The 26,988-nt window shown below is 67.8% G+C and carries 24 protein-coding genes and 2 pseudogenes; 3 read left to right on the top strand and 23 right to left on the bottom strand.

The annotated features are described in order from the left end of the window. Positions 1-39: 39 nt before the first annotated feature. The 7 genes from OG394_RS30550 to OG394_RS30520 all read right to left on the bottom strand — a co-directional run bounded on the left by OG394_RS30550 (position 40) and on the right by OG394_RS30520 (position 8,265). Positions 40-888 (bottom strand): phosphoribosylaminoimidazolesuccinocarboxamide synthase, encoded by an 849-nt coding sequence (locus OG394_RS30550; protein ID WP_328990614.1) that lies wholly within the window; start codon positions 886-888, stop codon positions 40-42. Positions 889-946: 58 nt separating this feature from the next. Further along, positions 947-1,918, bottom strand: a complete 972-nt coding sequence (locus OG394_RS30545; protein ID WP_328990613.1) for an ABC transporter ATP-binding protein — start codon at positions 1,916-1,918, stop codon at positions 947-949. Further along, on the bottom strand, positions 1,915-2,889 hold the full coding sequence (locus OG394_RS30540; RefSeq protein ID WP_328990612.1) for an ABC transporter ATP-binding protein: 975 nt from the start codon (positions 2,887-2,889) through the stop codon (positions 1,915-1,917). The genes OG394_RS30545 and OG394_RS30540 overlap by 4 nt, the downstream gene beginning before the upstream one ends. Then, complete coding sequence (locus OG394_RS30535) at positions 2,886-3,764, bottom strand: ABC transporter permease (RefSeq protein ID WP_328990611.1); 879 nt, start codon at positions 3,762-3,764, stop codon at positions 2,886-2,888. Before OG394_RS30535 ends, OG394_RS30540 begins: the two co-directional genes overlap by 4 nt. Beyond that, positions 3,761-4,813 (bottom strand): ABC transporter permease, encoded by a 1,053-nt coding sequence (locus OG394_RS30530; RefSeq protein ID WP_328990610.1) that lies wholly within the window; start codon positions 4,811-4,813, stop codon positions 3,761-3,763. Before OG394_RS30530 ends, OG394_RS30535 begins: the two co-directional genes overlap by 4 nt. Further along, complete coding sequence (locus tag OG394_RS30525) at positions 4,810-6,612, bottom strand: ABC transporter substrate-binding protein (RefSeq protein WP_328990609.1); 1,803 nt, start codon at positions 6,610-6,612, stop codon at positions 4,810-4,812. The genes OG394_RS30530 and OG394_RS30525 overlap by 4 nt, the downstream gene beginning before the upstream one ends. A 336-nt stretch (positions 6,613-6,948) precedes the next feature. Beyond that, positions 6,949-8,265 (bottom strand): hypothetical protein, encoded by a 1,317-nt coding sequence (locus OG394_RS30520; RefSeq protein WP_328990608.1) that lies wholly within the window; start codon positions 8,263-8,265, stop codon positions 6,949-6,951. A gap of 168 nt (positions 8,266-8,433) precedes the next feature. Here OG394_RS30520 and OG394_RS30515 point away from each other — a divergent pair, with 168 nt between their 5' ends. Further along, on the top strand, positions 8,434-9,522 hold the full coding sequence (locus OG394_RS30515) for a Kelch repeat-containing protein (RefSeq protein WP_328990607.1): 1,089 nt from the start codon (positions 8,434-8,436) through the stop codon (positions 9,520-9,522). Here the strand turns inward: OG394_RS30515 and OG394_RS30510 are convergent. From OG394_RS30510 to OG394_RS30480, 7 genes and pseudogenes are all read right to left on the bottom strand, one after another. Continuing rightward, on the bottom strand, positions 9,483-10,082 hold the full coding sequence (locus OG394_RS30510) for a TetR/AcrR family transcriptional regulator (RefSeq protein WP_328990606.1): 600 nt from the start codon (positions 10,080-10,082) through the stop codon (positions 9,483-9,485). The two genes, OG394_RS30515 and OG394_RS30510, sit on opposite strands and share 40 nt — an antisense overlap. A gap of 322 nt (positions 10,083-10,404) precedes the next feature. Beyond that, entirely contained in the window at positions 10,405-11,169 is a 765-nt protein-coding gene (locus OG394_RS30505; RefSeq protein WP_328990605.1) for a type III pantothenate kinase, read from the bottom strand. A 2-nt stretch (positions 11,170-11,171) separates the two neighbouring features. Beyond that, a complete protein-coding gene (nadC, locus tag OG394_RS30500) occupies positions 11,172-12,020 on the bottom strand; it encodes a carboxylating nicotinate-nucleotide diphosphorylase (protein ID WP_328990604.1) in 849 nt (282 codons plus the stop codon). Next, complete coding sequence (locus OG394_RS30495) at positions 12,013-13,689, bottom strand: L-aspartate oxidase (RefSeq protein ID WP_328990603.1); 1,677 nt, start codon at positions 13,687-13,689, stop codon at positions 12,013-12,015. Before OG394_RS30495 ends, nadC begins: the two co-directional genes overlap by 8 nt. Positions 13,690-13,810: 121 nt before the next feature. Then, a complete protein-coding gene (gene panC / locus OG394_RS30490) occupies positions 13,811-14,638 on the bottom strand; it encodes a pantoate--beta-alanine ligase (protein ID WP_328990602.1) in 828 nt (275 codons plus the stop codon). Further along, a pseudogene (locus OG394_RS30485) lies at positions 14,635-15,498 on the bottom strand (Rossmann-like and DUF2520 domain-containing protein); the annotation flags it as partial. The gene panC and the pseudogene OG394_RS30485, both read right to left, overlap by 4 nt. Positions 15,499-15,553: 55 nt before the next feature. Continuing rightward, the gene (locus OG394_RS30480) at positions 15,554-18,376 is read right to left on the bottom strand and encodes an AAA family ATPase (protein WP_328990600.1); all 2,823 of its coding nucleotides are present in this window, start codon (positions 18,374-18,376) and stop codon (positions 15,554-15,556) included. 47 nt (positions 18,377-18,423) lie between these two features. Between OG394_RS30480 and OG394_RS30475 the strand changes: the two are divergent. Continuing rightward, positions 18,424-19,065, top strand: a pseudogene (locus OG394_RS30475) (SAM-dependent methyltransferase); the annotation flags it as partial. Between the two features lie 98 nt (positions 19,066-19,163). Here OG394_RS30475 and OG394_RS30470 read toward each other — a convergent pair. Both OG394_RS30470 and OG394_RS30465 read right to left on the bottom strand, forming a co-directional pair. Next, a complete protein-coding gene (locus tag OG394_RS30470; RefSeq protein WP_328990599.1) occupies positions 19,164-20,597 on the bottom strand; it encodes a PH domain-containing protein in 1,434 nt (477 codons plus the stop codon). Further along, positions 20,594-21,082 carry a PH domain-containing protein gene (locus tag OG394_RS30465; protein ID WP_328990598.1) on the bottom strand — a complete coding sequence of 163 codons (489 nt, stop codon included), beginning with the start codon at positions 21,080-21,082 and terminating at the stop codon, positions 20,594-20,596. Before OG394_RS30465 ends, OG394_RS30470 begins: the two co-directional genes overlap by 4 nt. 26 nt (positions 21,083-21,108) lie before the next feature. On the opposite strand from OG394_RS30465, the gene OG394_RS30460 reads away from it, so the two are divergent. Continuing rightward, complete coding sequence (locus tag OG394_RS30460) at positions 21,109-22,314, top strand: NADH-quinone oxidoreductase subunit D (RefSeq protein ID WP_328990597.1); 1,206 nt, start codon at positions 21,109-21,111, stop codon at positions 22,312-22,314. Between the two features lie 124 nt (positions 22,315-22,438). Here OG394_RS30460 and OG394_RS30455 read toward each other — a convergent pair whose 3' ends face one another. From OG394_RS30455 to folP, 7 genes are all read right to left on the bottom strand, one after another. Beyond that, positions 22,439-23,389, bottom strand: a complete 951-nt coding sequence (locus OG394_RS30455; protein ID WP_328990595.1) for a hypothetical protein — start codon at positions 23,387-23,389, stop codon at positions 22,439-22,441. Positions 23,390-23,558: 169 nt separating this feature from the next. Further along, the gene (locus OG394_RS30450; RefSeq protein ID WP_328990594.1) at positions 23,559-23,999 is read right to left on the bottom strand and encodes a hypothetical protein; all 441 of its coding nucleotides are present in this window, start codon (positions 23,997-23,999) and stop codon (positions 23,559-23,561) included. 11 nt (positions 24,000-24,010) lie between these two features. Further along, positions 24,011-24,436, bottom strand: a complete 426-nt coding sequence (locus OG394_RS30445; RefSeq protein WP_328990593.1) for a DUF3180 domain-containing protein — start codon at positions 24,434-24,436, stop codon at positions 24,011-24,013. Between the two features lie 194 nt (positions 24,437-24,630). After that, positions 24,631-25,197 (bottom strand): 2-amino-4-hydroxy-6-hydroxymethyldihydropteridine diphosphokinase, encoded by a 567-nt coding sequence (gene folK / locus OG394_RS30440; protein WP_328990592.1) that lies wholly within the window; start codon positions 25,195-25,197, stop codon positions 24,631-24,633. Next, positions 25,194-25,607 carry a dihydroneopterin aldolase gene (gene folB, locus OG394_RS30435; RefSeq protein ID WP_328990591.1) on the bottom strand — a complete coding sequence of 138 codons (414 nt, stop codon included), beginning with the start codon at positions 25,605-25,607 and terminating at the stop codon, positions 25,194-25,196. Before folB ends, folK begins: the two co-directional genes overlap by 4 nt. Then, positions 25,604-26,068 (bottom strand): nuclear transport factor 2 family protein, encoded by a 465-nt coding sequence (locus OG394_RS30430; RefSeq protein WP_328990590.1) that lies wholly within the window; start codon positions 26,066-26,068, stop codon positions 25,604-25,606. The genes folB and OG394_RS30430 overlap by 4 nt, the downstream gene beginning before the upstream one ends. A gap of 22 nt (positions 26,069-26,090) precedes the next feature. Beyond that, complete coding sequence (gene folP / locus OG394_RS30425) at positions 26,091-26,888, bottom strand: dihydropteroate synthase (RefSeq protein ID WP_328990589.1); 798 nt, start codon at positions 26,886-26,888, stop codon at positions 26,091-26,093. Positions 26,889-26,988: the final 100 nt, after the last annotated feature.

Below are 26,988 nucleotides of genomic sequence, written 5' to 3'. Positions count from 1 at the left end.
GGCTAGTGGCCGGTTAGCGATGAGAACGAATCGTTAACGTCACTCCGTCCAGGGGGAATCGGTCAGTTGCTCGTACATGGCGACGTAACGGCGTTTCAGCTCGGCCACCACATCGGCCGGGATTTCCGGGCCGGGAGCGGTATGGTCCCAGCCTTCGATGGACGACGACCAGTCGCGCAGGTATTGCTTGTCCATACTCGGCAGCGAGCTACCAGGTTTCCATTCGTCGGCCCGCCAGTAACGCGACGAGTCCGGCGTACAGACCTCATCCGCGACGATCAGCTCGCCTTCCGTAGTCACCCCGAACTCGAATTTCGTATCGGCCAGGATCACGCCGCGCTTTTCCGCGATCGCCGAGGCGCGGGTGAACAACGCGAGCGTGGTGTCGCGCAGTTTCGCCGCGAGTTCCGGCCCGGTCAGCGCGACGACCTCGTCGTACGTCATCGGCTCGTCGTGCCCGTCCTCGGGCGCCACCTTGCTACTCGGAGTGAAGACCGGCCCGCCGGGAATGCGGTCGCCCTCGACCAGCCCCGCCGGCAATTCCACGCCGAAGATCTCTCCGGTTTCCTGGTACGCCTTCCAGCCGCCGCCGGCCAGGTAACCGCGCGCAACGCATTCGACCTGTACGACGTCGAGGGCGCGGCAGCGGATCGCCCGGCCCGCGAACTCCTCGGGTACGTCGGTCGCGGAGATCACGTGGTTCGGCACCACGTCCGCGAGCTGGTCGAACCACCACAGCGAGAGCTGGTTCAGGATCTTGCCCTTGCCCGGGACCAGCGTCGGCAGCACCACGTCGTACACGCTGACGCGGTCGGACGCGACCAGCAGCAGTTCGCCGTCACGGTCGCTGTAGAGGTCGCGGACCTTGCCCGTATGCAGAAGCTTCACGCGGACATTGTCGCGTGCCCCGCCGACGAGGCCCACGTGGGGCTCACAGACGAGGCGTTCACAGAGACGCCTGACGGACCGAAGCGAAGTGGCAAGCGGCCTGAGCCGTTGCAGACGCCGGGAGGATGCTCAGCAGCTCAGACCGGCACCGATCGGCCACACCCACCTCCGCCGCCAGACCCGACGCAAGCACCTGACAGCGCGGATGGAACCGGCAGCCTGACGGGATCCGGGTCGGGTCCGGCGGCTCACCCGTCAACACCGTCCGCTCAGGCGACTCCGGCAGCACGGACAGCAAGGCCTGGGTATACGGGTGTTGTGGTTTGGTCAGCACCTCTTCCACGGTTCCCGTCTCCACGATCCGGCCGAGGTACATCACCGCGACCCGGTCCGCGATATTCCACGCCAGACCGAGGTCGTGGGTGACCACGAGTGCGGACAGACCGAGTTCGTCGCGCAACCGAAGCAGCAACGCCAGGATCTCGCCCCGGACCGAGGCGTCCAGCGAGGCGACCGGCTCATCGGCGACCAGCACCTTCGGATTCAAGGCCAGCGCACCCGCGATCACCACGCGTTGCCGCTGCCCACCGGACAACTCGTGCGGATAGCGGAGGAAGAACCGCTCCGGCGGCCTCAGCCCCGCCCGCGCCAGCGCCTCCGACACCACCTGCTCCTCGTCGGGCAGGCCGTGAATGCGAGGGCCTTCGGCGACAGCCTCGTAGACCGTCTGCCGCGGGTTGAGCGAGCCGGTCGGGTCCTGCAGGACGAGCTGGACCTCCCGGCGGTAGGCCTTCAGCGCCTTCGCCCGATAGCTGAGCGACGATCCGTCGTGCAGGACCGACCCCGACGTCGGCCGCTCCAGCCCGAGCAGGGTGCGGGCGAGGGTGGTCTTGCCGCAGCCGGATTCACCGACGAGCGCGACGATCTCCCCCGCACCGACCGTGAGGTTGACGCCATCGACGGCACGCGCTCGCCGCCCGCGCGCGGAGAACTCCACGTGCAAGTCCCGGGCCTCGAGCAAGGCGGTCATCTGGCGGTCTCCTTGGCTCCAACGTGCACACAGGCTGCGGTACGGCGATCGCCGGCGGGCCGCAGACCGATATCGAGGGTCGCGCATTCGTCCAGCGCGACCGGGCAGCGCGGATGGAACGGACAGCCCGTCGGCAAGTGCATCGGATCGGGCGGATCCCCACCAAGCCCGCGAGGAGCCAGCCGCGAAACGGGATCGCCCACGGTCGGGAAAGCGCCCGCGAGCGCCCTCGCATACGGATGCTCGGCCCGATGGAACACGTCGGCGGCCGGGCCTTCCTCGACCACCCGGCCGGCGTACATCACTGCCAACCGATCACAGAGATCCGCCAGCACGGAAAGGTCGTGCGAGATCATCAGCAACGAGATGCCGTGCTCCGCGACCAAATCCTTGATCAGCTGCAGAACTTGGGCCTGCACCATCAGATCCAGCGCGGTCGTCGGTTCGTCCGCGATGATCAACCGCGGCGAGCAGGCCAGCGCCATCGCGATCATCACGCGCTGCCGCTGCCCGCCGGACAACTCGTGCGGATAACTCCGCGCACGCCAACCCGGCAACCCGACCTGCTCCAGCAACTCGGCCACCCGGCGTCGCGCCTCGTCAGGTTTCGCCAACCCGTGCACCAGCAGCGGTTCGGCGATCTGCGCCCCGATCCGGTGGACCGGGTTCAGCCCGTGCTGCGCGCCTTGGAAAACGATCGACGCCTCGGCCCATCGGACCGCCCGCAGCCGGCCCCACGACATCCCAAGAATGTCCTCGCCACCCAGCAGAACGCGGCCCTCAACGCGAGCGTCCTTCGGCAGCAGTCGGAGCAACGCCATCGCAAGCGTGGACTTGCCGGATCCGGACTCGCCGACCACGCCGAGCGCCTCGCCCGCGTCCAACTTCAGCGAGACCCCGCGCACAGCCGGGACCTCGCCAGAGGCGATTCGGTAGGTCACCGACAAGTTGTCGAGTTCGAGCACGCTCATCCGGCCCTCCGCAGTCGCGGGTTGAGCACGGTTTCCAGCGCACGCCCGCACAGCGTGAACGCCATCACGACCGACACGATGCAAAGACCCGGCACGAGCACGTACCACCAGGCGCCGGACGTCGCCGCGCCCCAGTCGTACGATCCGCGCAGCATGGTGCCCCACGAGGTCTTGTTCGCGCTGACGCCGAGGAACGCCAGCGTCGACTCGGTGACGATCGCACTGGCCACCTCCAAGGTGGTGCTTGCCAAGAGCAACGGTGCCACGTTCGGCAGCACGTGCCGGGTGGTGATGTGCCAATGCCCACCGCCGAGCGCGGTCGAACGCTCGATGTACGGCCGGGCCTCGACCGCGAGCGTTTGCGCCCGGATCAGCCGGGCGGTGCCGGCCCACGAGGTCACGCCGATCGCGGTGATGATCGTCCACGTGCTGCCACCGAGAATGGCCGCCAGCACCAAGGCCGTCACGAGCGAAGGCAGCACCAGGAACCAGTCGGTGATGCGCATCAGGACGGCGCCGATCCAGCCGCGGAAGTGCCCGGCGGCGATGCCGAAGACTGTGCCGATCACCATGCTGAGCAGGGCGGCCAGGAATCCGATCAGCAACGACGTCCGCGATCCCCACCAGATCATCGCGAGGATCGACCGGCCCGACTCGTCGGTGCCCAGCAGATGCCCAGACCCCGGCGGCGCGAGCCTTTCACCGGTTCCCTGTACGACGCTGGTGACGCTCTCGTCGATGAACAGTGGCGCGATCAACGCGAGCACCACCGCGACAACGAGTACGCCGAGCCCGGCCATCCCCGCTCGCTGGCTGCGAAAGCTCTTCCAGAAGCGCCCATAGGCCATCCGTCGACGGGTCCACGCGATGCTCATGCGGACCTCACCCTCGGGTCGAGCAAGTGGTAAACGACGTCCGCCAACGTGTTCATCAGAATCACCGAGACCGTGATCAGCATGAACGTGCCCTGCATCAAGGTGAAGTCGGGCACCCGGATCGCCTCGTAGAACAACTGCCCAAGACCCGGCCAACTGAAGATCGCCTCGACCGTCACCGCGCCACCCACGACGAAGCCGATCCGCATGAAGACCAAGGTGACGGTGGGAAGCAATGCGTTCGGTACGGCGTGATGCCGGCGTACATCGTCATCACGCAAGCCCTTGGCCCGGGCCGTGGTGACGTAGTCCTGCCCAACCTCGTCGAGCAGCGAGGACCGCATGACCAGCAGGTATTGCGCATAGACGACGCCCACCATCGTCAGGCAGGGCAGCACCATGTGCTTGGCAACGTCGAAGATGTACGCGATACCGCCCGGCGCGTCCACGCTTTCGATCCCCCGTGTCGGGAAGAGCCCGGGGATCGGGCCAATACCGGCCGCGAACACCATCAGCAGCAACAGCCCGAGCCAGAACGTCGGCACGGACCACAGCACCAGCGAGACCCCGGTCGACAACCGGTCGAACCGACTGCCGGGCCGCCAACCCGCCCGAGCGCCCTGCCAAATGCCCAGGCCAACGGCCATCACCAGTGCGGTTCCGGTCAGCAGCAGCGTCGGGCCGACCCGCTCGCCGATGAGATCCAGGACCGGCCGCTTGTACTCGTACGACGTACCGAGGTCGAGGTGCAACGTCCGGTCGACGAAGTTGAGGAACTGCTCCGCGAGCGGTTTGTCCAGGCCGAGCCGGCTGCGTTCCAGGTCGAGCTGCTCCGGGGTCATGTTCCGGCCCTGGGCCAGCGCCCGGACCGGGTCACCCGGCAGCAGCCGGAACGCGAAGAACGTCGCCACCACGACCATCGCGATGCTGAGCAGCGCTCCAGCCGCCTTGGAGGCCGCGTAACGCAGCACTCCCCGGCGACTCGGGCGCTCCGCCTCCGCGTCCGCCTGTTGCGGCTGCGGCTCGCCGAGCAGTGCGGGCTCGATCACTCGCGCTCGTCCGCAACGCCCTTACGCCGGCGCGCCAGCAAGAGGCCCGCCAGTGCGAGGACCAGCACGCCGCCGGCCACTCCGACGATGACGCCCGTGTTGGAGCCGCTGTCGGCCGCTTCGCCGTCCTTCGACACGGCCTCGACGGTGTAGAACGGCCAGTACCCGCTACCGCCGTACAGGATGCCGTCCGTCTCCGGGATCGGGGTGATCTTGGCGATGCGGTCCTTGCGGTAGCCCTCGAGGTCGTTCGGGTAGTAGAGGGCGATGACGGGTGCGTCGGTGTAGAGGCGCTCGGTCATCTGCTTGATGACCTCGGCCCGCTTCGGCCGGTCGAGCTCCTTCAACTGCTCCTGGTAGAGCTTCTCGAACTGCGGGTCGCAGTAGAACGACTCGGTGCCGCCACCCTCGCCTGACGCGGTCGGGCGCCGGCTGCACAAGTGCGTGGCCAGTACCTCTTCGGGATCGGGGTTGACCGACCAGCCGCTGATCGCGATGTCGAACAGCGCCGTCGTGCCCGTCTCCTCGGTGAACTTGCTGGAGTCCAGCCGCTTCGTGGTCAGCGTGATGCCGATGTCCTTGAACCAGCCGGTCAGGTACTCGGCGAGCTTCTCCTCGATCGGCGCGTCGGTGTGGATGCTGAAGCGGAACTGCAGCTTCTTCGAGCCGTCCGGCATGGTCCGGATGCCGTCGGCACCCTTCTTGTAACCGGCCTGGTCGAGGATCTGGTTGGCCTTGTCGAGGTCGAAACCGACCAGCTTGTCGCCACTGGCCTCCCAGAAGAAGTCCTTGTACATCGGCGGAATGATCGAGCCGTTCGCGGGTTTCGCGAGGCCGTTCTGCACCTCGTCGACCAGCTTCTGCTTGTCGATCGCGGTGTGCAGCGCCTGCCGGACCTTCGGGTCCTTCAATGCCGGGTGCCCGTCACCAATCGGCTTGTTGTCGCTCGTCGTGGCGCCGTGGTTGATCTGCAGGTACGTCGCCCGGCGGCCCTGCTTGTTCCACTGGACCAGGTTCTCGTCGCCCTTGAGCGCCTCGAAGTCCGGCGGCGCGAGCCGGCCGATCAGGTCGATGTCGCCCTTCTTCAGACCCACCACCGAGGCGGCCGGGTTGTCGTAGAAGATGACCTGCAGCTCGTCGATCTTCGGCGCTCCCCGCCAGTACGTCGGGTTGGCCTTCAGCTTCACGAACTGGTCTTTCTTGTGCTCCACCGCGATGTACGGACCGCTCGTCACGGCCGGGTAGACCTCGGCCTCGTACTTGGCGATGTCCGGCACGTTCTCCCAGACATGCTTCGGCATGATCGGCACCGGGTTGTCCAGCATCGAGGCCTGCGGGGACTTGAGCTTGATCGTCAGGTCCTGGCCACTGGCGGTGACGCTGGCGAAGTTCTCCACCGCGGGGCCGTTCGCCGTCTTGGCGCCGTCGTCCGTCAGCATCTTGTTGAACGTCCAGGCCGCGTCCTCGGCCGTGATCGGCTTACCGTCGGACCACTGCGCCGTACGGATCTTGAAGGTCCATGTCAGACCGTCGGGCGAGGTCGTCCACGACTCGGCCAGGTCCGGGCTCGGCTGCAGCGTCTTCGCGTCCGGGACGGTCAGGAAGCCGTACATCCAGCGGTGGATCGAGCTCGACACGAGCCGGACCGCGAGGAACGGGTTCATCGAGTCCATCGCCTGGGTCGCGCCGACGCGGATGATCTTGCTCGGCTCGCCCTCGGCGGCCTGAGCGGGCTGACCGGCCACGCCCGCCAGCAGTAGGAGGCCCAGTCCGGCCAGACCTGCGGTCCACTTCCTCATCGAAACGCTCACCTTCGGCAGATGGGGTGTTGAGAGAAAGTCACACCATTGCACGGGTCGGTGTCAACAAGTTTCGGAACTTAGCTCCAGCATCGTGGCCGGATCGGTTCATTACTGCCCATCCGTCAGGGCCGCGGCCCGGGCATGGGCATACGGGCCCCGGACCGTGGCAGCCGCCCGCCGCCACGATCCGGGCTCACGCCCGACCAGCACGGAAGGCCCGGATAGCCACCGATAGACCGCGCCCCCACGGTCATCGGGTCCGAACCACCCCTCCTAGGTCGTGCTGACACACCCTTGATGCGCCGAGGTGCGGAAAGGTTGCGGGCCGATGGCTCAGAAGGTGCGCAGAACGAAACTTCCCGTGGCCACACCCTCGATCGGGCGGCCGGCGTACACCAGCGCCGGGATGACGTAGCGGTAGCCCGCGATCCCCGGCCGGGTGGCGCCGAACTGCTTCGAGGCCTTGCCGCCCTGGATCGGGACCCAGGTGGCATTCGTCCAGGCGCGGCCGCTCCAGAACTGCAGCATGGCCCGACCGTTGACGGCCGGCGCGATCGTCACGGCGGCGACGGCCGCCTGGCCGCGGCGCTTCAGGTTGCCGCCGGTGAATCCGGCCGAGACCAGCCGCACCCTGGTCCGGGTGACGCCTTCCTTGCTGGTCGAACCCACCGCGACCTGGGCGGCGGACCGGATCGTGGTCGGCGCCACCACGCGGTACATCCGGGTCCCGGGCGAGAGCACGGAGACGACGAAATGCCCGCCATCCCTGGTCTTCGTACTGCCGACGGCTCGCCACGGCGCGCTCATCCGGTCCCGCGCGTGCAGCACCACGCGAATTCCCGCCTCGGCCGGAATCGGCTGGACCGAACAGCGGGAGGTCTGGCAGACCATCCGGTTCTGCGCGACCTGGCCGCGCACCATCGTGGGCCGCCCGTACGCCACGGCGGCCGGGACCTGCGCCTGGATGGCAGTGGTGTCGGCCGTGACGATCGCGCCCCAGACCGAACCCCACTCGTTGGCCGCCATCACCTGGAAGCGGTACGGCGGCCGCACGTTCTTGAGCAGGCGCTGCGCCAGCGAGGTGTTGCGCGAAAGCACCTGCAGGGATTTGCCGGCTCGGCCGACTGCCGGGCTGAACAGCTGTTTACCCGGCGGCACGTCGAGCGGATCGCCCGGCGTGTAGTCCTCGGTACGAGTTCCGGCCCGCCATTTCACGAAGACGGCGTTACCGCTCCGGGCCGCCGACACCACCACGGGCTCGGCCGGCCCGTCCGTGTCGAACATCGGCGAGTACCCCGGCTTGCTGGACGAACCGGCCGTCGGCGTTCCGTGCGTGACGGCGATCCGGTAGTTCCCGTCGACGGGAAAGGCCGATCGCGGCAGCGTGACCGTATTCGGCTCGCCGACCTTGGTGTACTTCAGGTACGACGGGGAGGCCGTGACGACGCCCTCGATCGCGATTTTGTTCGGTACGTCGGTCGGCTCGTCCCAGCTGACGACGACGCCCTGCCGGGACGCGTCGGACCACGCGACGCTGACCGAAGTCGGCGACGGCGCCTGCAAGGAACACCCGGCCGCGGCCAGCACCGGCAGCAGGATCGCCGCGAGCGCGGGCAGAGCCCCAGGGCGGCGGAACGTACCCAAGGCCACCCACCTCACTTCCGCGCCGGTACATCCGTCGCGTCGCAGACCCTACCTACTGAGCGGGCAACCACCACAACCCTGATCCCAACCCGTTACTTCAGACCTGTCTTCTTTCAAAACGAGACGTATCGTATTATAAATCGAAACAACTCCCGCCAACCACAGGAGACAGCCATGAAGAAGGTCATCGCGGCCGCCACGATCGGCCTGACGCTGGTCGTACCGACCACCGCGGCGTACGCCCATCCGGGCCACCCCAGCCACCCGCCGACCAGCACGCCGACCACTCCGCAGTACGGCAACGGCTGGAAACCACTGGCCGCCATCGCCGGTGGACCGCGCCAAGAGCACAGCGTCGCCGCGTTGAACGGCAAGGTCTTCGTCGTCGGCGGCATCCGCCCGAACGGCTCAGGTGGATTCACCACAGTCAGCGATGTCGAGGTGTACGACCCCAGCCGCAACACGTGGCAGCGCGCCGCCTCGATGCCGGTCGCCATGAACCACCCGAACCTGGCTGCCGTCAACGGCAGGCTGTACGTCCTCGGCGGTCTATCCGGTGGCGCGTCCTGGCAGGCGCTGCGCGACACGTTCGTCTACAACCCGGCCACTAACCGCTGGACCGCACTGCCACCAATGCCGGCCGGAACGGAACGCGGCAGCAGCGCCATCGGCGTACATGGCCACAAGATCTACCTGGCGGGCGGAATGCGCACGCTGACTCCCGGCCCTGGCGGGCTTCAGGACACCGTCGACCAGGTCCACTCCTACGACACCTGGACGGGTCGATGGGGGTCACTGCCGTCGCTGCCGCAGGCACGTGATCACGTCGGCGGCGCGGTCGTCGGCAACACCTTCTACGTCCTCGGCGGCCGCGACCGTGGTCAGGTCAACGTCCGGGACACCGTCTACGCGTTCAACTTGCACAGCCGGAAGTGGAGCGAGCGGGCGCCGATGCCGACCGCCCGTGGTGGAATCGCGACCGCCACGATCGGCACCAAGGTCTACACATTCGGCGGCGAAGGAAACGTCGCCGGCGGGACGAACAGCGTCTTCAACCAGGTCGAGGCGTACGACGCTTCTCGCGACCGGTGGCAGCGGCTCAGCCCCATGCCGATCCCCCGGCACGGCACGGCCGCGGCGAGTATCGGCAACACCATCTACGTTCCGGGCGGCGGCAACCACGGCGGTGGCGCCCCGATGGACGTCAACGACGCGTTCACGCCTCAGGCGGCCAAGCCGCGGATCGCGTACTCCGTGAGGTGAACGGCGAACTCGTCGCTGAGCGGTTCATGGCCCGTCATCAACCGGAAGTACACCGCGCCGTAGACCAGGTCGATCGCGGTCTCGATCTCGAGGTCCTTGCGTAGCTGACCGTTCTCCTGGGCGCGCCGGAAAACCGCCCGGCCGGCCGTACGGCGTGACTCCAGCCAGCGGGTCCGGAAGGCCTCCGCCAGGTCGGCGTCCGATTGCGCCTCGGCAAGCAGGGCGCGCACGACGCCGCCGGCGGGGGTGTCGCGGAAGACGCCCACCAGCAACAAGACCTGGCTCCGCAAGGCAACAGCGAAGTCGTCCGTGTCGGGATACGGCACCTGCGGTTCGACAGCCGCCAGGAACGCGTCCAGCGCGACCGCACCACGCGACGGCCACCACCGGTAGATGGTCGCCTTTCCCACTCCGGCACGGGCGGCGAGCCCTTCCATCGTGAACCCCGCCAGCCCTTTGTCGGTCAACAGCGCCATCGCCGCATCCAAAATCGCCGACGTTGTAGCGGCATCCCGCGTCCGCCCACGCCCCCGTCGTACGGGCTCCTCGCTGTCCGCCACCCACCCATCATAAACGAGCCGCCCCGTATCGAAATTAAGGGTGGCGCGGGCACCTCTTTGCGTTCATTCGTCGGAATCCGCCCTCCTCCCGCCACCGACACCCGGTCAGCCGCAGCATCTGAAGGCGCAGAAGCAGGTCGGCTGATCGCACCTGGCCCCGACGGCTCAGCCCTGTCGGCGGCAGCATCTTCCAGTGCGAATTCTTCGCTGATCCGGAGGATCAATCGCTGCGTCGGACGGGCCACGGCACGATCGAACACCTCAACACCGCTACGCGGTACCCGGATTACCTGCCTACTCGCTGCCGCAGGCCCGCGCTCTGTTAGGGGTGGTTGCGGGTGAAGGCGTGGGAGAGGCCGAGGAGGGTGAGGAAGGGCTCGTGGTGGTCGACTTCGCGGCATTCGGCGAGTACGGCGGGGGCGAGGGCGCCGGTGGCGACGACGGTGACGGCCGAGCGGTCGATACCGAGCTCGGCGACGATGCGGGTGACGATGCCGTCGACCTGGCCGGCGAAACCGAAGACGGCGCCGGACTGCAACGCCTCGACCGTGTTCTTGGCGATCACCGCGCGGGGCCGGATCAGCTCGACCCGGCGCAACTGGGCCGCCGTACGGCCGAGGGCGTCAAGGGAAGTCTCGATCCCGGGAGCGATGGCGCCGCCGATGTAGGCGCCGGACTCGTTCACCACCTCGAACGTCGTGGCCGTGCCGAAGTCGACCACCACGCAGGGTCCGCCGTACAGCTTGACCGCGGCGAGGGCGTTCGCGATCCGGTCCGTACCGACCTCGCGCGGGTTGTCGACCAGGACCGGCAGGCCCGTCTTGACGCCCGGCTCGACCACCAGACCGGGCACGTCCGGGTAGTACCGCGCGACGACCTCGCGCAGCTCGTGCAACACGCTCGGCACGGCGGAACAGACGGCCACCCCGTCGATGACCGTCGCACCGAGGAGCCCGCCGAGCAGGACGGCCCACTCGTCCGCCGTACGACGGGGGTCCGTGCCGACCCACCAGTGCCGCCGGACCTCACCCTGGTCGAGTACGCCGACCAGGGTGCGGGTGTTCTCAACGGCGACGGCGAGCAACATCGTCAGGCGTCCCGCAGGTCCAACGCGATATCGAGCACCGGCGCCGAATGGGTCAGCGCGCCCACCGCGAGGTAGTCCACGCCGGTCTCGGCGACGGCCCGGGCGGTCGCGAGCGTGAGCCCACCGGAGGCTTCCAGCTTGGCCCGGCCGGCCACCTTCTCGACGGCGGCCCGGAGCTCGGGCACATCCATGTTGTCGAGCAGGATGAGGTCGGCTCCGGCCTCGACCGCGATGATCGCGTCCTCGACGGTGTCCACCTCGACCTCGACCGGCACGTCCGGGAAGGCCTTGCGCACCAGGGCGAACGCCTCCGCGACACCGCCGGCCGCGATCACGTGGTTGTCCTTGATCAGGGCAGCGTCGGACAGCGACATCCGGTGGTTCGACCCGCCACCGCAGCGCACGGCGTACTTCTCCAGGCTGCGCATCAACGGCATCGTCTTCCGGGTATCGCGAACGGCCGCGCCGGTGCCCTCGAGCTCTCGCACCCACAACGCCGTCTGGGTGGCGACACCCGAGAGGTGGCAGAGCAGGTTCAGCGCGGTCCGCTCGGCGGTGAGCAGCTGGCGGGTCTTGCCGGACACGGTCATCAGCACGTCACCGGTCGACACCTGGGTGCCGTCGGCAACCTTCTGCTCGACCTCGACATCGGGGTTGACCAGCTTCAGCACCAACGCCGCGACCTGCAGACCGGCCACCACTCCGTTGCTACGGGCAACAAAATCGCCGGTCGAGGTCTGGTCCGCGTCGATGGTGGCGGTGCTGGTCACATCGACGCCACCGGCGAGGTCTTCTTCCAGGGTGGCCCGGACGAGGTCCTCGACCCATTGCCTGTCGAGCGCGTCATCCATGGTTTCGTGTCTCCGCATCTGAGGGGAAGTCCCGGCGAGCGAAAGCCGTCACCGGGCGGGCTGCGTCATTCTGACCGGCCAGCGTGATGTCCAAACCGCCGAGCCAGGCCGAATCATCCCGGTCCGGGTGGTCTTCGCGCCAATGCGAGCCGCGGCTCTCCTCGCGCGCGTACGCCGCCGCGATCAGCGCCGACCCGACCGTGACCAGGTTCGTCGCCTCCCAGGCGGGCGTACCGGGCTCACCCGGCGTCTGCTCGATCAGCTTCGCCAACGCGGCCGCGGCCTCGGTCAGCCCGGGCGCGCTGCGGATCACGCCCGCGCCCATCGTCATCACACGCTGCAGTTCCGGTACGACGTCCGCGTCGGTCAAACCGGGCACGCGGTCGTCCGCGATCGGCTCGCGGAATTCCGGCAGCTCCTGCTCGAGCAGTACGGCGATGCGCCGGGCGAAGACGAGACCCTCGAGCAGGGAGTTCGACGCGAGCCGGTTGGCGCCGTGCACGCCCGTACACGCGACCTCTCCGCAGGCGTAGAGCCCGGGGATCGACGTACGACCGTGCAAGTCGGTCCAAACGCCGCCCGACGAGTAATGGCAGGCGGGCGCGACCGGGATCAGCTCGCGCACCGGGTCGATACCGTGCGAGCGGCACGACGCCAGGATGGTCGGGAAGCGCACACGCCATTTCTCGTCACCGAAGTGCCGGGCGTCGAGCAACATGTGGTCCTTGCCCGAGGCAAGCATCTGGCGCATGATCGCCTTCGCCACGATGTCCCGCGGTGCCAGGTCGGCCATCTCGTGCTGACCCTGCATGAACCGCTTGCCCTCGTGATCGACGAGTACGGCGCCCTCACCGCGAACCGCCTCGGAAACCAGCGGCTGCTGGCCTTTCGCGCTTTTGCCGAGCCACAACACGGTCGGGTGGAACTGCACGAACTCCAGATCGCGGACCTTCGCGCCGGCCCTCAAAGCCAAGGCCATCCCGTCACCGGTGGAAACGCTCGGGTTGGTGGTGGCCGCGTAGATCTGGCCCATCCCACCGGACGCGAGAATGACCGCCCGCGCGCGGATCGCGCCAACGCCGTCGAGCTGGCCCTCGCCCATCACGTGCAGAGTGACTCCGGCGACGGCGCCGTCCGCCGCCTTGAGCAGATCGAGAACGAGGGCGTGCTCGATGATGCGGATATCGTCGGCGCGAGTGACAGCGGCGACCAGGGCTCGCTCGATCTCGGCGCCGGTCGCGTCCCCACCCGCGTGCGCGATCCGGTTGCGGTGGTGACCGCCTTCGCGAGTCAGCGACAACACGCCCGCGGCCGACTCGTCGAACCGCGCGCCCAGGTCGATCAGCTCCTGCACAGCGGCCGGGCCTTCGGTCACGAGCGTGCGGACAGCCTCCACGTCGCACAGGCCCGCACCGGCGACGAGCGTGTCCTGGAGATGGTCCTCTGGGGTATCCCCCGGACCCATCGCCGCCGCGATCCCGCCCTGCGCCCACTGGGTGGAACCCGACGCGATCACGTCCTTCGTCACCACCAGCACCGAGCCGATCGACCGCAGCCGCAACGCCGCCGTCAACCCGGCGACCCCCGACCCGATCACAACGAAGTCGGCGGCATCGGTCCACCCCGGAGCCGGCGCAGCCAACCTCTGAGGCACGGCAGCAGCAATCATCCCGCGACGGTATCTCTTTGCGTTCATTCGCCGGAATCCGCCCTCTCCTGTATGCCTACCTGTGCGAGCAAGCGGTCACCAGAGGGCGGATTCCGGCGAATGAACGCAAAGAGATCAGGGGTCAGCGGAGGGTTACGGCCATGTTGTCGATTAGGCGGGTGCCGCCGACGCGGGCGGCTACGAGCATGCGGGCTTCGCCGGGGCCGACGACCGGGCCGAGGTCGGGCGCGCGGAGGGCGAAGTAGTCGACCTCGACGCCCTTGGCCGCGTTCAGCTCGTCCCGGGCGGCCTTGAGCACCGCCTCCGGACCAAATCCCCCGGCTTTGGCGCCCGCGTTCAAGGCGCGATGCAGCACCAGCGCCTCACGCCGTTCGTCCTCGTCGAGATAGCGGTTCCGCGATGACAACGCGAGTCCGTCCGGCTCTCGCACGGTCGGCACCCCGATGATGTCGACGCCGAAGTCCAGGTCGGCCACCATCTCGCGGATCAGCGTCAACTGCTGGTAGTCCTTCTCCCCGAACAGCGCGATATCCGGCGCGGTCAGGTGCAGCAGCTTCGACACCACCGTCAGCATGCCGCCGAAATGCCCGGGCCGGAACGTGCCCTCGAGCTCGTCCGCCAACGGCCCGGGATGCACGGTGATCGACGGCTCAGTCGGGTAGAGCTCCTCGCGGGACGGGTTGAAGACCAGGTCGACGCCCTCGTTCTTGGCGACGGCCAAGTCACTCGCGAGGGTGCGCGGATAGCGTTCGAAATCCTCGGACGGCCCGAACTGCAGCGGGTTGACGAAGATCGTCAGCACCACGCTGCCCTCGGGTCCGACTCGCTCGCGCGCATCGGCCAGCAACGCCGCGTGCCCGTCGTGCAGCGCGCCCATCGTCATCACGACCGCGCGGGGCCGGACCGCCGTGGCGGCCCTCAGTTCGGCTTTCGTCTGGGTGAGCCTCACAGTGCCGCCTCCCGTCCGAGGTTTGCCACCAGTACGGCGCGAAGCCGCTCCGCCGCGCTCGCGTCGATCCGCCCGTCCGCGGCGACCAACTCCACGGTCGCACGGGCCAGCGCGACGTACGCGGGAACCGTGTCCGGAGGTAGTGCCGTCAGGTGCGCTTCGACCGTGCCGGCATCGCCCCGGGCGACTGGCCCCGTGAGCGCATCATGACCGGAGCTCAGGGCATTGTCGAGAGTGGCCCGCAGCAGTGGCCGCATTGTTGCGGACGGATCGGTCACGCCGGCCGCGCGGAGCACCTCGAACGACTGGGCCAGCAGCGTGACCAGATGGTTCGCGCCGTGCACGACCCCCGCGTGGTACGTCGCACGCTGGTCCTCGGCGACCCACTGGACGCCCGCACCGAGGTCCTTCACCAGGCGCTCTACGAACGGCCGGGCCTCATCCGGCGCGGTCGCGGTGAACGTCACCTCCGAAAGGTCCGGCACCGACGTACCCGTGAAGGTCATCGGCGGATGCAGCGCGATCGGGATCCCCCCGGCCGCCTTCAACGGGGCCGTCCCAAAAGCGCCAGACAGGTGTACGACGTACCGCTCGGGCCTTGGTTCGAGCTGGGCCGCGACCGTCGCGATCGCCTCGTCCGGGACGGCCAGGATCAGCACGTCGGAGATGGCGTCGAGCTCGTCGAGAGGCCGGATGGGGATGCCCGGGAGGAGCCGGGCGGCGCGCTCGGCCGAGGCCGGGGTGCGCGCGGTGATGCCGGTGAGGCGGTACCCGGCGGCGGTCAGGGCCGGCCCGATGGCGGTCCCTGCGCGGCCGGCACCGATGATGCCGATGCTTTCCATACCTGCCCTTACGTTCCAGTCCCGTGGCGGGTACCAGACGGATCGTGCGGTTGGACCTACCTTACTTGGCGCCTTAGACCTTGAAGCCCGGGCCGTTGCTCTGGGGACCGGTGACCTTGCCCGGCAGGTCGGCGATCAGGAGTTCGCGGATCTGGTCGACGGTCGGGCCGGTCAGGGCGGTGATGCGGACGGCCTGGCGGGCGATCGTGTCCTCGAACACGTTCCGGACCTGGCGGCCGTTGCCGAACCCGTGCTCCCGGCGCAACGGCGCGAGCAACTGCCCCACCCGCTCGCTGATGCCGGGCTCCAGGCTGTACCCGGCCTCGGTCGCGATCTTGGTGAAGATCATCCCGAGCTCCTCGACCGAGTAATCCGGGAACTCGAGCCGCGTCGGCACCCGCGAGCGCAAGCCACTGTTCGCGTCGAGCAACTCCTCCATCTCGAAGGTGTAGCCGGCGAGTACGACGATGAGGTCGTCGCGGTACTCCTCCATCAACTGGAGCAGCGTCGCGATCGCCTCCGCGCCGTACGAGTGGGAGTCGTACAACGCGTACGCCTCGTCGATGAACAGCACCCCACCGAGGGCCTTCTCGACCACCTTGCGCACCCTTGGCGCGGTCTGGCCGAGGTACTCCGCGATGAGGTCGCCACGGCTGACCTCGACGAGCTGGCCCGTGCCGAGCAGGCCGAGATCCCGGTAGATGCCCGCGATCAACCGCGCCACGGTCGTCTTGCCGGTGCCGGGATTGCCGAGGAAGACCATGTGCCGCGATCGCGTCGACGGCCGCAGCCCGGCCTTGATCCGCAGCACTTCCGCCTCGGCCTCGGCGGACAAGCGCCGTACGACCTCCTTCACGTCGGTCAGACCGATCAGGCCGTCGAGGGCGGTGAGCGGATCGACCTGCGGTACGACACCACCGGTCGCGAGCGCCGTCGACTCGACCGTCGGGAGATCGGCCGCGACGATCTGGCGGATCTCCGCCGGTGTCGGCGCCTCGCTACCCGCGACGCGAACGGCCTGCCGGGTGGCGATCTGCTCCAGCAGTGAGCGAACAGCGCGGGCGTTTCCGAAACCAGGGGCCCTGGGCAACCTTCTCAGGGTGGCCGCGACGCGGTCGGAAATCCCGTCCGCCAAGGTGAATCCGGCCTCGCTTACCAGGTGCAGGAAGATCCGGTGCAACTCGTCATCGGAGTAGTCCGGGAAGGCCAGCGTCACCGGCAGGCGCGACCGCAACCCCGGGTTGGCGTCGAGTAGTGCAGTCATCTCGCGCGGATAGCCGGCCAGTACGACGACCAGGTCGTCGCGATGATCCTCCATCAGCTTGATCAGGATGGCGATCGCCTCGTGGCCGAAGTCCTTCTCCGACTCGCTGAACAACGCGTACGCCTCGTCGATGAACAGCACGCCACCGAGCGCGCGCTGGACGGCCTGCTCGACCTTGGGCGCGGTCTCACCGATGAAGCGGCCGATCAGGTCGGCCCGGCTGACCTCGACGAGATGACCCGATGACAACAACCCGAGGTCCTTGTAGATCGCGGCCAGTAGCCGGGCCACGGTGGTCTTGCCGGTGCCCGCATTCCCGGTGAAGACGAGGTGGCCCGGCCGGGAGCCGACCGCCATGCCCGCGTCGTGCCGGAGCTTGGCGACCTTAACCTGGGCGGCGAGCTCCCGCACCCGGGTCTTCACCGGGGTCAGCCCGATCATCGTGTCCAGCTCGGCCATCGGATCGGCCGTGCTGCCCTCGGTCGGCTCTTCCCTCGGTGTTTCTGCCGCGTCGGTCTTTGGGGTTACGACCGGCGCGGGCTTGGCGATTTTGCGGATCCGGAAGATGTTGCGCACGTCCCGCAGGTGGCTGATCACCAGCCGCAGGTCCTCGGACTCCAGCGGATCGCCCGGCAGGCCCTTGAGCGTCGCGCCCGCCACGTACGACGCGGCTAGCCAGTGCCGAGCTGCGTCCGCGCCTCCGGCCTCGGCGGCTCGTGCCAGCCAGGCCCGGCGATTACGCAACCAGGCCGTCCGGTCGATGCTCTTCGTCGTACGGTCGAAGATCTTCTGCACCTCGGCAACACCTTCGGACCCGAGATCGGTGAAGGCCAGTCCGGCCGGCAGATCGGTCCTGCCGACCTGGTGGAGATGGCCCGCGACGTGCTCCTCGAAGGACTCCTCCCGCTCCGGTGTGACCGCGGAGACGGCGTCGAACGCCATCCGCAGCCGGCCCATGCTCCAGACCAGCAGCTCGAGCGGATTGCCGGTCTGCTCCGGGAAGGCGTCGAACGCCGCGTCGTCGGCGAACACCTCGGTGCGCCAGAGCTTGATCAGCTCGTCATGGCTCATCGTGCGATGGGCCGCCATCAACCGCTCGTCCGACACGATCCGGTCGAACGCCTGCACGAGCACCTGCCGGCGCGGCTCGAACGGCGGGATGTCGCTGAGCAGGTCGAGCGCCTCGCGATAGAAGTGGACCAGCTTCTCGCGCAGCTCCGGGCGGTCGGTGATCCGGCCGAAGTAGCTCCGCGGCAGACCCGAGCTGGCCAGACCGACGACCCAGCTGTCGTAGTTGCCCTGCTGGCGCCAGGTGGCCATGTAGTCGTTGAGCAGATGCGCGTAGAGATCGCTGACCGGCCCGGTGATCAGACCCATCGGCGGGAACATGTCCCAGACCAGAGTGAAGAACGCCCGTGCGAGAAAGGGCGAGTCAGCGCGGAACGGTTTCGGCACCCACGTCTTCAGGAGCTCGGGCAGATCGAACGCCGGATCCTCGACCAGCGGCTTGATCCGGGCCCGGCGCTCGTCCAGCCAGCCCTCCGGCATCCGCCACGGATCGATCGGTCCCGCGATATGCAGCAGCGGCTCGTCGGTCAGCAGGATGCGCAGGTGTTCGGGCAGCTCAGGCATGGTCCCTCTCGGTTCTGGTTCTGCCGATCCTAAGATCTCCGTAGACCATGAGGACATTTGAAGCGGCTTGGGCGGATGCGCTCTACGGCCCATCCGGGTTCTATCGCCGCAACCGGCCGGCCGCGCACTTCCGTACGTCCGTGCACGCCTCTTCGTTGTTCGCCGCCGCCGTCGGCCGTCTCGCCACCTCGCTTGGCTATACGCGCGTGACGGATATCGGCGCGGGCGAGGGTGAACTGGGCGCTGGTTTGTCCGGCTTCGAGGTCATGAGCGTCGAGCTGGACGACGTACTGCCGCTTGAGCTGTCCGGACTGGTGATAGCCAACGAGTGGCTCGACAACATTCCGTGCCCGGTGGTGGAGCTTTCTGCTGACGGAACCGCCTGCTATCTCCTGGAAGACCACAGCCTGGGTGCTCCCGTCTCAGGTCCAGATCTTGCTTGGCTCACCCAGTGGTGGCCACTGGCGACGGTTGGCGATAGAGCCGAGATAGGTCTCCCCCGTGACCAGGCCTGGGCAGACGTCGTACGGCGGCTTAACGGCGGTGTAGCGGTCGCTATCGACTACGGGCATGTACGCGGCGCCAGACCGCCGTACGGGACGCTGACGGGCTTCCGCCAGGGACGCGAGTGTGACCCGGTCCCGGACGGCTCCTGCGACATAACCGCTCACGTAGCCCTCGACTCGCTCGGCGGGGCTCTCCGGCTTACTCAGCGGGAAGCCCTCCAGACGCTCGGTGTGAGCAGTACGCGGCCGTCGTACGACCTAGCCCGGTCGGAACCTCTGCGCTACGTAGCGGAGCTGTCGTCCGCCGGGGAGGCCGCAGAACTGCTAGACCCCTCAGGACTCGGCGGGTTTGGCTGGGTGGTCTCGGGTGGGAGTGCCGAGGTACGACGGGCCTCGCGGGCTCTATCGCTCTGAGCCGCTAGGAGTTGGGCGGCGTCGTCGATGTCCCGGTGAAGGGCTACGGCGTTCGTCGGACCCAGTGGGGTGTCTACGTGGACGTTGGCGAGGCGTAGACGGCGTTGCAGCGGCCCTTGCTCCAGACGGACGGACTGGGTCTTGTGATGCAGTACGACGGACGTACGCCGGTTGATCCAGCCCTGGGTCGTCACCAGCACCTGGTCGTCGGAACCGTAGGCCAGGTAGCGCCACCCGATCGGCCTCAACCGCTTGGCCCGCTCCGGCGCTGGGTGCATCTCGATCTGGCTCAGGTCCAACCCCGGCAAGACCCGGCCGAGTACCTCCGCCACCTCTGCCGTCGTACCAACTGGCAGTAGCTGGGCTCCACCCGACTCTTCTTCGCCGTCGCCGCTAGAGCCGGCTACACCCGCGATATCCAGCTCTACCCGGGACCAGCCGAGCCGCCGCCAAAGGAGGGGCTCAGAGATCAGGAGACCTTGTACGCGCCCCGGTGGCACCGTCTGGCGCTGTAGGTCGAACAGCCCGCGCTTGGTACGCAGACCGCCTTCCCACTCGGTCAAGGTGAACTTGTGGTTCCCGACGACCTGCTTCCAGATCGGCGAGAACACACCAAGTAGCAGCGGGATAGCCGCGAACAGACCGACGTGGTACTCCAAGACGGTTGTAGCGATCACAAGCCACACCAGGGCCGCAACAGAACCTAGAACCGTCGACGACACCAGTACGGACCCGAGCAACCTAGACGTCGGTACGACGAGCAGCGGCGGCCGTACTTCCTGTGTCGCCTCGACTTCCTCATGCTTGCGAGCGCCCGACGCTGTAGCCAGCAGAGTGGCGCGAAGGTGCTGAGCGTGGTCCAACGTCAGGTAGCTCAACCGCCCGTCGCTACTGCTACCGCCGGCCACATCCATCCGTAGCTCGGCCATCCCGAATACGCGCGGCACAAACGGCTGCGCCACGTCGATCGCCTGAATCCGGTCAAACCGAATGATGCGCGTGCGCCGGAACAGGAAGCCGCTGTCGACGCGTAAAGCCTCATTGGTCAGCTGGTACTTCGTGAACCACCAGGAGAGGCCACCGAGCAGCATGCCGCCCACAAGTACGGCGAGCAGACCGAACCCGGCGAGCCTCAGATCACTGCGCAGGCCCTCGTTGTTCACCATGGCCACGGCCGCGACGACGAGGTAACCCCAACCCCGTACAAAAGGCGTGAGCGGGTGCAGCCGTACACCCTCGTTCGGCGGCACCACTGGTGGCGCGGCCTCGGGGGCAGGCGCTTGTGGTTGCGGCTCGGTCACAGGCCCCACGCCTGCGCTTGACCGAGGGCGGACAGCCGGTCACGCAGCCGGGCGGCCTCGTCCGGCGTCAGCCCGGGGATCTTCGCGTCGGTGGCCGGCGTGGCCGTATGCAGCTCGACCGTGGCCAGTCCGAACGAACGCTCCAGCGGTCCGGCCGTGACGTCCACGAACTGCATCCGCCCATACGGAACGACCACCAGCTCGCGGAACATCACCCCGTGGCTGACGAGCAACTCGTCCTCGCGTTCGGCGTACTTCCAGGACCGCTGGTTGCGCCCGATCAGCACCCACGACCACGCGAACGCGGCCAGGATCGCGACCAGCGCGACGACCGCCCCGGCCCAGCTCAGCATGAACCCGAGCGACGGGACCAACACCAGGGCGATCACCCCGAACGAGATCCCGGCATTGACCCGGCGCAGGTTCGCGAGCTTCGGTGAAACCGGCGTCCAGGTGACATCCGACGGAGCGAAGAGTTCGTTCACACGGCCAGCCTGTCACGATAGTGGTCATGAGCACCGAACGAGTGGTCGGAATCGGCGCCGGGTCGGCCGGCTTGGACACCCTGTACGAGCGCGGCGGCAGCGGCCCGGGTTCCGAACTGCCGACCACCGACATGGTGCTGAACATCGGCCCGCAACACCCCGCCACCCACGGCGTACTGCGCCTGCGCCTCACCCTCGACGGCGAGCGCATCCTCGCCTGCGAGCCCATCATCGGCTATATGCACCGCGGCGCGGAGAAGCTCTTCGAGGTCCGCGACTACCGCCAGATTCTCGTCCTGGCCAACCGGCACGACTGGCTCTCCGCCTTCTCGAACGAGCTCGGCGTCGTGCTCGCCGTCGAACGCATGATGGGCCTCGAGGTGCCGATCCGCGCCGTCTGGCTGCGAACCCTTTTGGCCGAACTCAACAGGGTGCTGAACCACTTGATGTTCCTCGGGTCGTACCCGCTGGAGCTCGGCGCGATCACCCCGGTCTTCTACGCATTCCGCGAGCGCGAAACCATCCAGGCCGTGATGGAGGAGCTCTCCGGCGGCCGGATGCACTACATGTTCAACCGCGTCGGCGGCCTCAAGGAGGATCTCCCGATCGGCTGGCTCGGCCGCGCCGGTGCCGCCGTCGCCGCCGTCCGCAAACGCCTGCCGGATATCGAGAACCTGGTCCTCGGCAACGAGATCTTCCGGGCCCGCACCGTCGGCGTCGGCCGCCTCTCCCCCGAACTGATCAACGCGTACGGCGTCTCCGGCCCGATCGCGCGCGCCTCCGGGGTGGACGCCGACCTCCGCCGCGACGAGCCGTACCTCGCGTACGACGAGCTGGCCCGCGACGGCGTCCTGGACGTGGTGACCCGCACGGACGGCGACTGCTTCGCCCGCTTCACCGTATTGCTCGAACAGGTGAAGGTCTCCCTCAACCTGGTAGACGCCTGCATCGACCGCCTCCAGTCCATGCCCACCGGCCCGGTAAACGTCCGCCTCCCCAAAATCCTGAAGGTCCCGGAAGGCCAGACGTACGCCTGGACCGAGAACCCCCTCGGCATCAACGGCTACTACCTGGTCTCCCGCGGCGACAAAACCCCATGGCGCCTCAAGCTCCGCTCCGCCAGCTTCAACAACATCGCCGTCCTCCCCCAAATGCTCCCCGGCACCGTAGTAGCCGACATGGTCGCCATCCTCGGCAGCATGTTCTTCGTAGTAGGCGACATCGACAAGTAGCCCCCTCTCTCTCTCCTTCTTTTGCGTTCATTCGTCGGAATCCGCCCTCTCAGCACCGCGGACCAGTACAGGTAGGTGGCCGGAAGAGGGCGGATTCCGACGAATGAACGCAAAAGAAGGAGAGCTACCAGCGGCGAGGAAGCCAGGGCTCGCGCTCCAGAAACTCGCCAACGACCAGCTCCAGCTCGCCTGTGGGACCCCACACCTGCCACCGGCGAACCGGCAGGATCACCCACCCGACCAGCCTCAATTCATCGACCCGATCCTCATCGATGACCTGCTGTTCCTGAGTCCCATGCCACTCGTCGGAGTCGTATTCCAATCCGAGGCGCAGCCCGTCACTGGACCGAGGCCGCCCGGGAAAGCCCAGATCGATCCGCCTCACCCGCCGGCCGGTCATCACCTCGACCTGGGGCACCACATCCGTGAATCCGGCATCGAGCAGCCGGAGCCGAAGCCAGGACTCGCCTGGCGATTCCGACCTGGCGTCCATCAACCGCGCCAGCTCGCGGGCCTGCCGGATACCCGGATGGTGGGGATATCTGTCGATCGCGGCACACAGTTCCGGTTCGTCGATGAGATCTGCCCTGGCCATCGCGTCCAGTGCGGACAACGCGAAGGGCCGCCTGAGGTGGCGTGCGAGGTGCACAGCTGTCGCTAGCGGCGAGGTGACCCGCAATCCGTGCAAGTCGATGACGTCACCGTGAAGCAGCGTCTGTGAATGACCAGCTGTGATCGTTCGCCGGCCACTCCTGGACTTGGGTGGACGGAGAGTCTCGAGCCGCAACAGCGCGTCGAGCTGGTCCGGCGGAAAGCAGTCGACGCCGTAGAGCCACGCGGCGCTCGTCCGGCAGACGACGGTATCCGGCGCCACGACCTTGGCGACAGCCTCGGCTCTCAGCGATATCGAGTCGGGCGTCGAGGCGTCGACGTACAGGCCGTGACAGAGCGAACGCACCACCCCGGAGGCGACCAGGCGCCGCAACACCTTCTCGGAGACGCCGACTTTGGCAGCTTCGGACAACGTGAATGGCCGACCGTCCAGGAACGGACGATCCACAGGAATCTCGGACATGCCAGAGAAGATGCACCGCTACCCAGACCAGCCCTCGCACTTATCCACAGACCTTTGCGTTCATTCGTCGGGACACGGCTTAGATACCGGCCGTATTCCGACGAATGAACGCAAAGAGTTGGAAGGACCGCGCGCGGATGGGGAGGGCGGTGTGCTGTGCCGCGGAAGGTTAGGAGGCGGCTTGGGCGCGGAGTTTTAGGTCTACGACCGTGGGGGCGTCGGCGGTGGAGTGTTTGTCGCCGGCGGCGATGACGGTGGCGACGTCCTCGTCGATCTTGTCGAGGCGTTCGTCGATGCGGTCCAGGCGGCGTTGCATCAGGTCGACGAATTCGGCGTTCTCGACTACGCGGGCGCTGGTGATGCGGGAGTACTCCTGGGCTACCTGGACGCGGTCGTCGCTGTGGGCGAGGCGTTCGACCAGGAGTTGGTGTCTGACCAGCATGGTGGCGGCGACGGCGGTCAGGGCGGCGGCGGCCGCGGCGGCTCTCAGCACCCAGGCGGACTGGGTGAAGAGCGCGATGCTCACACCCAGACAGACGATGACCAATAATCCGTAGGCCACCACGAGGACTGTGGCCTTGGCGCGACGGCGGCTACCCCTTGACCCCATGGATGCACACCTTAGGGGAGGTCGTCAGGATCTTCGGGGATACGACACGCTCGTTCGAGCAATAATCCGGCCACGACGACCAGCACAGAAACCGCGGCTGTGATTCCAGCCGCCACAACGCGGTTCCGGGGACCCGCGACGCCCAACGCGTCAACGAAGCGTAGCGCGAACCCTGCGTACACACCCGTGCACAACGCGCCGACAATCGCGCTGGCTTTCGCGAGCATCAGCAGGAACACCGCGCGCGACGGTTCCATTCGCTCGCGGCGGACGTGGATCCGCTGGTTGGTGTTGCGCGCGGCGGCGAACAGCAGCGCGGCCAGGAATGCCCAGGCGACCGGGGTCAGCAAGGACATCGAGGGCGCGACGCCACCGTTGCTCTCGATCGCGCCGATGATCGTCCAGCCGACGGCGGCACCGAGGATCGCCAGCGCCACCAGCAACCGGCGCGACGTCGGCCGGACACTGCCCGGCCGCGGCGCACCGGCCCCGGCACCACCCGACCCGCCAGAACCCGACCCGCCAGAACCCGGCCCGCCCGAGCGACCCGAGCCCGAACGCCCCGAGCCGAAGGGGCCCGAGCCTGAGCGACCCGAGTCGGAACGGCCGGAGCCGGGACGACCAGAGGCCACTACTGGAGCTCGATGACGAGGTCGTCGACGCGCTTGACCCCTTCGGTGCCGACCTGGGCGAGCAGGTCGTCGACCCGGCCGACACCGGGCAGGACGGCCTCGGGCTCGATGTCCAGCCAGGGCGCCAGCACGAAGGCACGCTCGTGCGCACGCGGGTGCGGCACGGTCAGCTCGTCGGTCTGGATCGCCTTGTTGCCGTACGTGATCAGGTCCACGTCGAGGGTTCGCGGGGCGCCGGGCACACTGCGCTCGCGGCCGAAGGCCTGCTCCACCGCGTGGGCGCGATCCAGCAGGGTCTCCACCGAGACGGTGGTGTCGGCGAGCAGCACGATGTTGAGGAACGGGCCCGACTCGTCCGGAGCGCCGACCGGCACGGTCTCGTAGACCGGCGAGACGTCGACCACGACGACATCGGGGGTATCCCGCAGCGCATCCACCGCGCCCTGCAGGTTCGCCTCGCGATCGCCGAGGTTGCTGCCCAGGGAGAGGATCACCTGGCGGATCGGTTTCAGGCCACCGCTCAGGGTGTCCGCATCGATCACGTGGGGACTTGGGGTCTCAGTCACGAGGTTTCTCCGGGTCTACGCTGCACTGTCAGGACAACATCGTCGAACGGCACGGTGATCGGTGCCGAGGGTTTGTGAATGGTGACCGCGGCTCCACTCACCTTGGAGTCGGCGAGGCAGATGTCCGCGATGCGTTGGGCCAGTGTCTCAATCAGGTCAACGGGGTCGTTCTCGATCGCGGCGTGGACCTGCTCGGCGATCTTGCCGTAGTCCACCGTGTCCGCGAGAAGGTCCGACGCGGCGGCAGGCCGGGTATCCAGTTCGAGCCGGACGTCGACGGTGAACTCCTGCCCGTCCGCGCGCTCGTGATCGAACACGCCATGCCGGCCGAAACCCCGGATTCCCCGGATCTCAATGACGTCGGCAGGCCGTGAAAAAGACTCGGCCGCGGACGTCGAGGGACCGCTCACTCCGCCTCCTCCTGTCGACCCCCTGACGACAGTACCGGGGAGGCATGGTGGATCCACAACCTCCACCCGGAGTTTGTCCGGCGGAACACATTCGTCGCGAGTGCCTTTCCCCCCGCGAAACCCTCCTCAGGAGCACCTTCGCCGGAGGAAAGGACATTTTCCGTACACGTGACGTATGCCACGTCTTCATCGACTCGTACCTGAACATCGGTCAGGAAGAACTGGATATAAGGCGTGTTGGCGAAGATCATCGCCCAGGCACGCATCATCTCGGCATAACCGTAGATCGCCGCGTTACCAGGATGAATGCAGACCGGATCGGGTTCCGGCAGCCAGACCGCGGCCATCAGATCCAGGTCACCGGCCTCGAAGGCGTTGTAGAACGCGGTGTTCGCGTTCAGCACAACGCTTTCGGCCGATGCCACCGGTCGCTGCCGTGCTCCGCCCAGCTCCTCAGTCATCCATTCCCCATGTCCTCGTTCCTCACGTTATGCCCCATCGGGCCGCCACTCGCACCGCATCCGCACTGGCCGCGACCGCGTGTGCTCGCACACACCACGCGCCTGCCGCCGCCGCGAGCGCCGATACCGCCGCACTCGCATCATCACGTTGTACGGCGGGACGTGGCGCGCCGGTTGCCGCGTCGGCGAGCAGCCTACCCAGGAACGCCTTCCGGGAGGCGCCGATCAGCAAAGGCATCTCCAGTACGGCGAACTCGGGCAACCGGCGCAAGATCTCCCAGTTGTGCCCGGCGTTCTTCGCGAACCCCAGACCCGGGTCCAACGCCACCCGGTTCAAGTCGATTCCCGCGGCGGCTATCGCGTCGATCCGCAAGCGGAGCTCGGCGATGACCTCCGCCACCACATCGCCGTACGACGCGCGGTCCTGCATGTCCACGGAATGACCCCGCCAATGCATGCAGACGTACGGCACCTTCCGCTCGGCCACCAGCGGCAGCATGTCCGGATCGGCCAGTCCGCCGGACACGTCGTTCACCATCGAGGCGCCCGCGTCGAGGGCCAGTGCGGCCACGTCGGCCCGCATCGTGTCGATCGACAGTACGGCGCCAGTGGGCGCGAGCGCCTCGAGCACCGGAATGACGCGGCGTAGTTCCTCAGCGGGCGTGGGCCGCACGGCGCCGGGCCGGGTGGACTCGCCACCGACGTCGAGCAGGTCCGCGCCCTCCGCCAGCAACTCGTGGCCGTGCTTGATGGCGGCGGCGGGTTCGAACCACTCGCCGCCGTCGGAGAAGGAATCGGGGGTCACGTTGACGACGCCCATCACCAGGCATCTGCCGGGCGTGGGAAGGCCGTGAACGTTAGTTGGTGGGGCAGTTCGCACGCGACCACCGTAGTGGCCATTTCACGAACTGCCCCACCTA

It is taken from the genome of Kribbella sp. NBC_01245, assembly GCF_036226525.1.
Lineage (GTDB): Bacteria > Actinomycetota > Actinomycetes > Propionibacteriales > Kribbellaceae > Kribbella.
This window is presented reverse-complemented; position numbering and strand designations above follow the sequence as displayed.

Coding starts and splice junctions, on each gene's coding strand:
- OG394_RS30545 (WP_328990613.1), bottom strand. CDS start 1,918: ATGACCGCCTTGCTCGAGGCCCGGGACTTGCACGTGGAGTTCTCCGCG.
- OG394_RS30540 (WP_328990612.1), bottom strand. CDS start 2,889: ATGAGCGTGCTCGAACTCGACAACTTGTCGGTGACCTACCGAATCGCC.
- OG394_RS30535 (WP_328990611.1), bottom strand. CDS start 3,764: ATGAGCATCGCGTGGACCCGTCGACGGATGGCCTATGGGCGCTTCTGG.
- OG394_RS30525 (WP_328990609.1), bottom strand. CDS start 6,612: ATGAGGAAGTGGACCGCAGGTCTGGCCGGACTGGGCCTCCTACTGCTG.
- OG394_RS30515 (WP_328990607.1), top strand. CDS start 8,434: ATGAAGAAGGTCATCGCGGCCGCCACGATCGGCCTGACGCTGGTCGTA.
- OG394_RS30505 (WP_328990605.1), bottom strand. CDS start 11,169: ATGTTGCTCGCCGTCGCCGTTGAGAACACCCGCACCCTGGTCGGCGTA.
- nadC (WP_328990604.1), bottom strand. CDS start 12,020: ATGGATGACGCGCTCGACAGGCAATGGGTCGAGGACCTCGTCCGGGCC.
- OG394_RS30495 (WP_328990603.1), bottom strand. CDS start 13,689: ATGATTGCTGCTGCCGTGCCTCAGAGGTTGGCTGCGCCGGCTCCGGGG.
- OG394_RS30480 (WP_328990600.1), bottom strand. CDS start 18,376: ATGCCTGAGCTGCCCGAACACCTGCGCATCCTGCTGACCGACGAGCCG.
- OG394_RS30460 (WP_328990597.1), top strand. CDS start 21,109: ATGAGCACCGAACGAGTGGTCGGAATCGGCGCCGGGTCGGCCGGCTTG.
- OG394_RS30455 (WP_328990595.1), bottom strand. CDS start 23,389: ATGTCCGAGATTCCTGTGGATCGTCCGTTCCTGGACGGTCGGCCATTC.
- OG394_RS30450 (WP_328990594.1), bottom strand. CDS start 23,999: ATGGGGTCAAGGGGTAGCCGCCGTCGCGCCAAGGCCACAGTCCTCGTG.
- OG394_RS30430 (WP_328990590.1), bottom strand. CDS start 26,068: ATGACTGAGGAGCTGGGCGGAGCACGGCAGCGACCGGTGGCATCGGCC.
- folP (WP_328990589.1), bottom strand. CDS start 26,888: ATGGGCGTCGTCAACGTGACCCCCGATTCCTTCTCCGACGGCGGCGAG.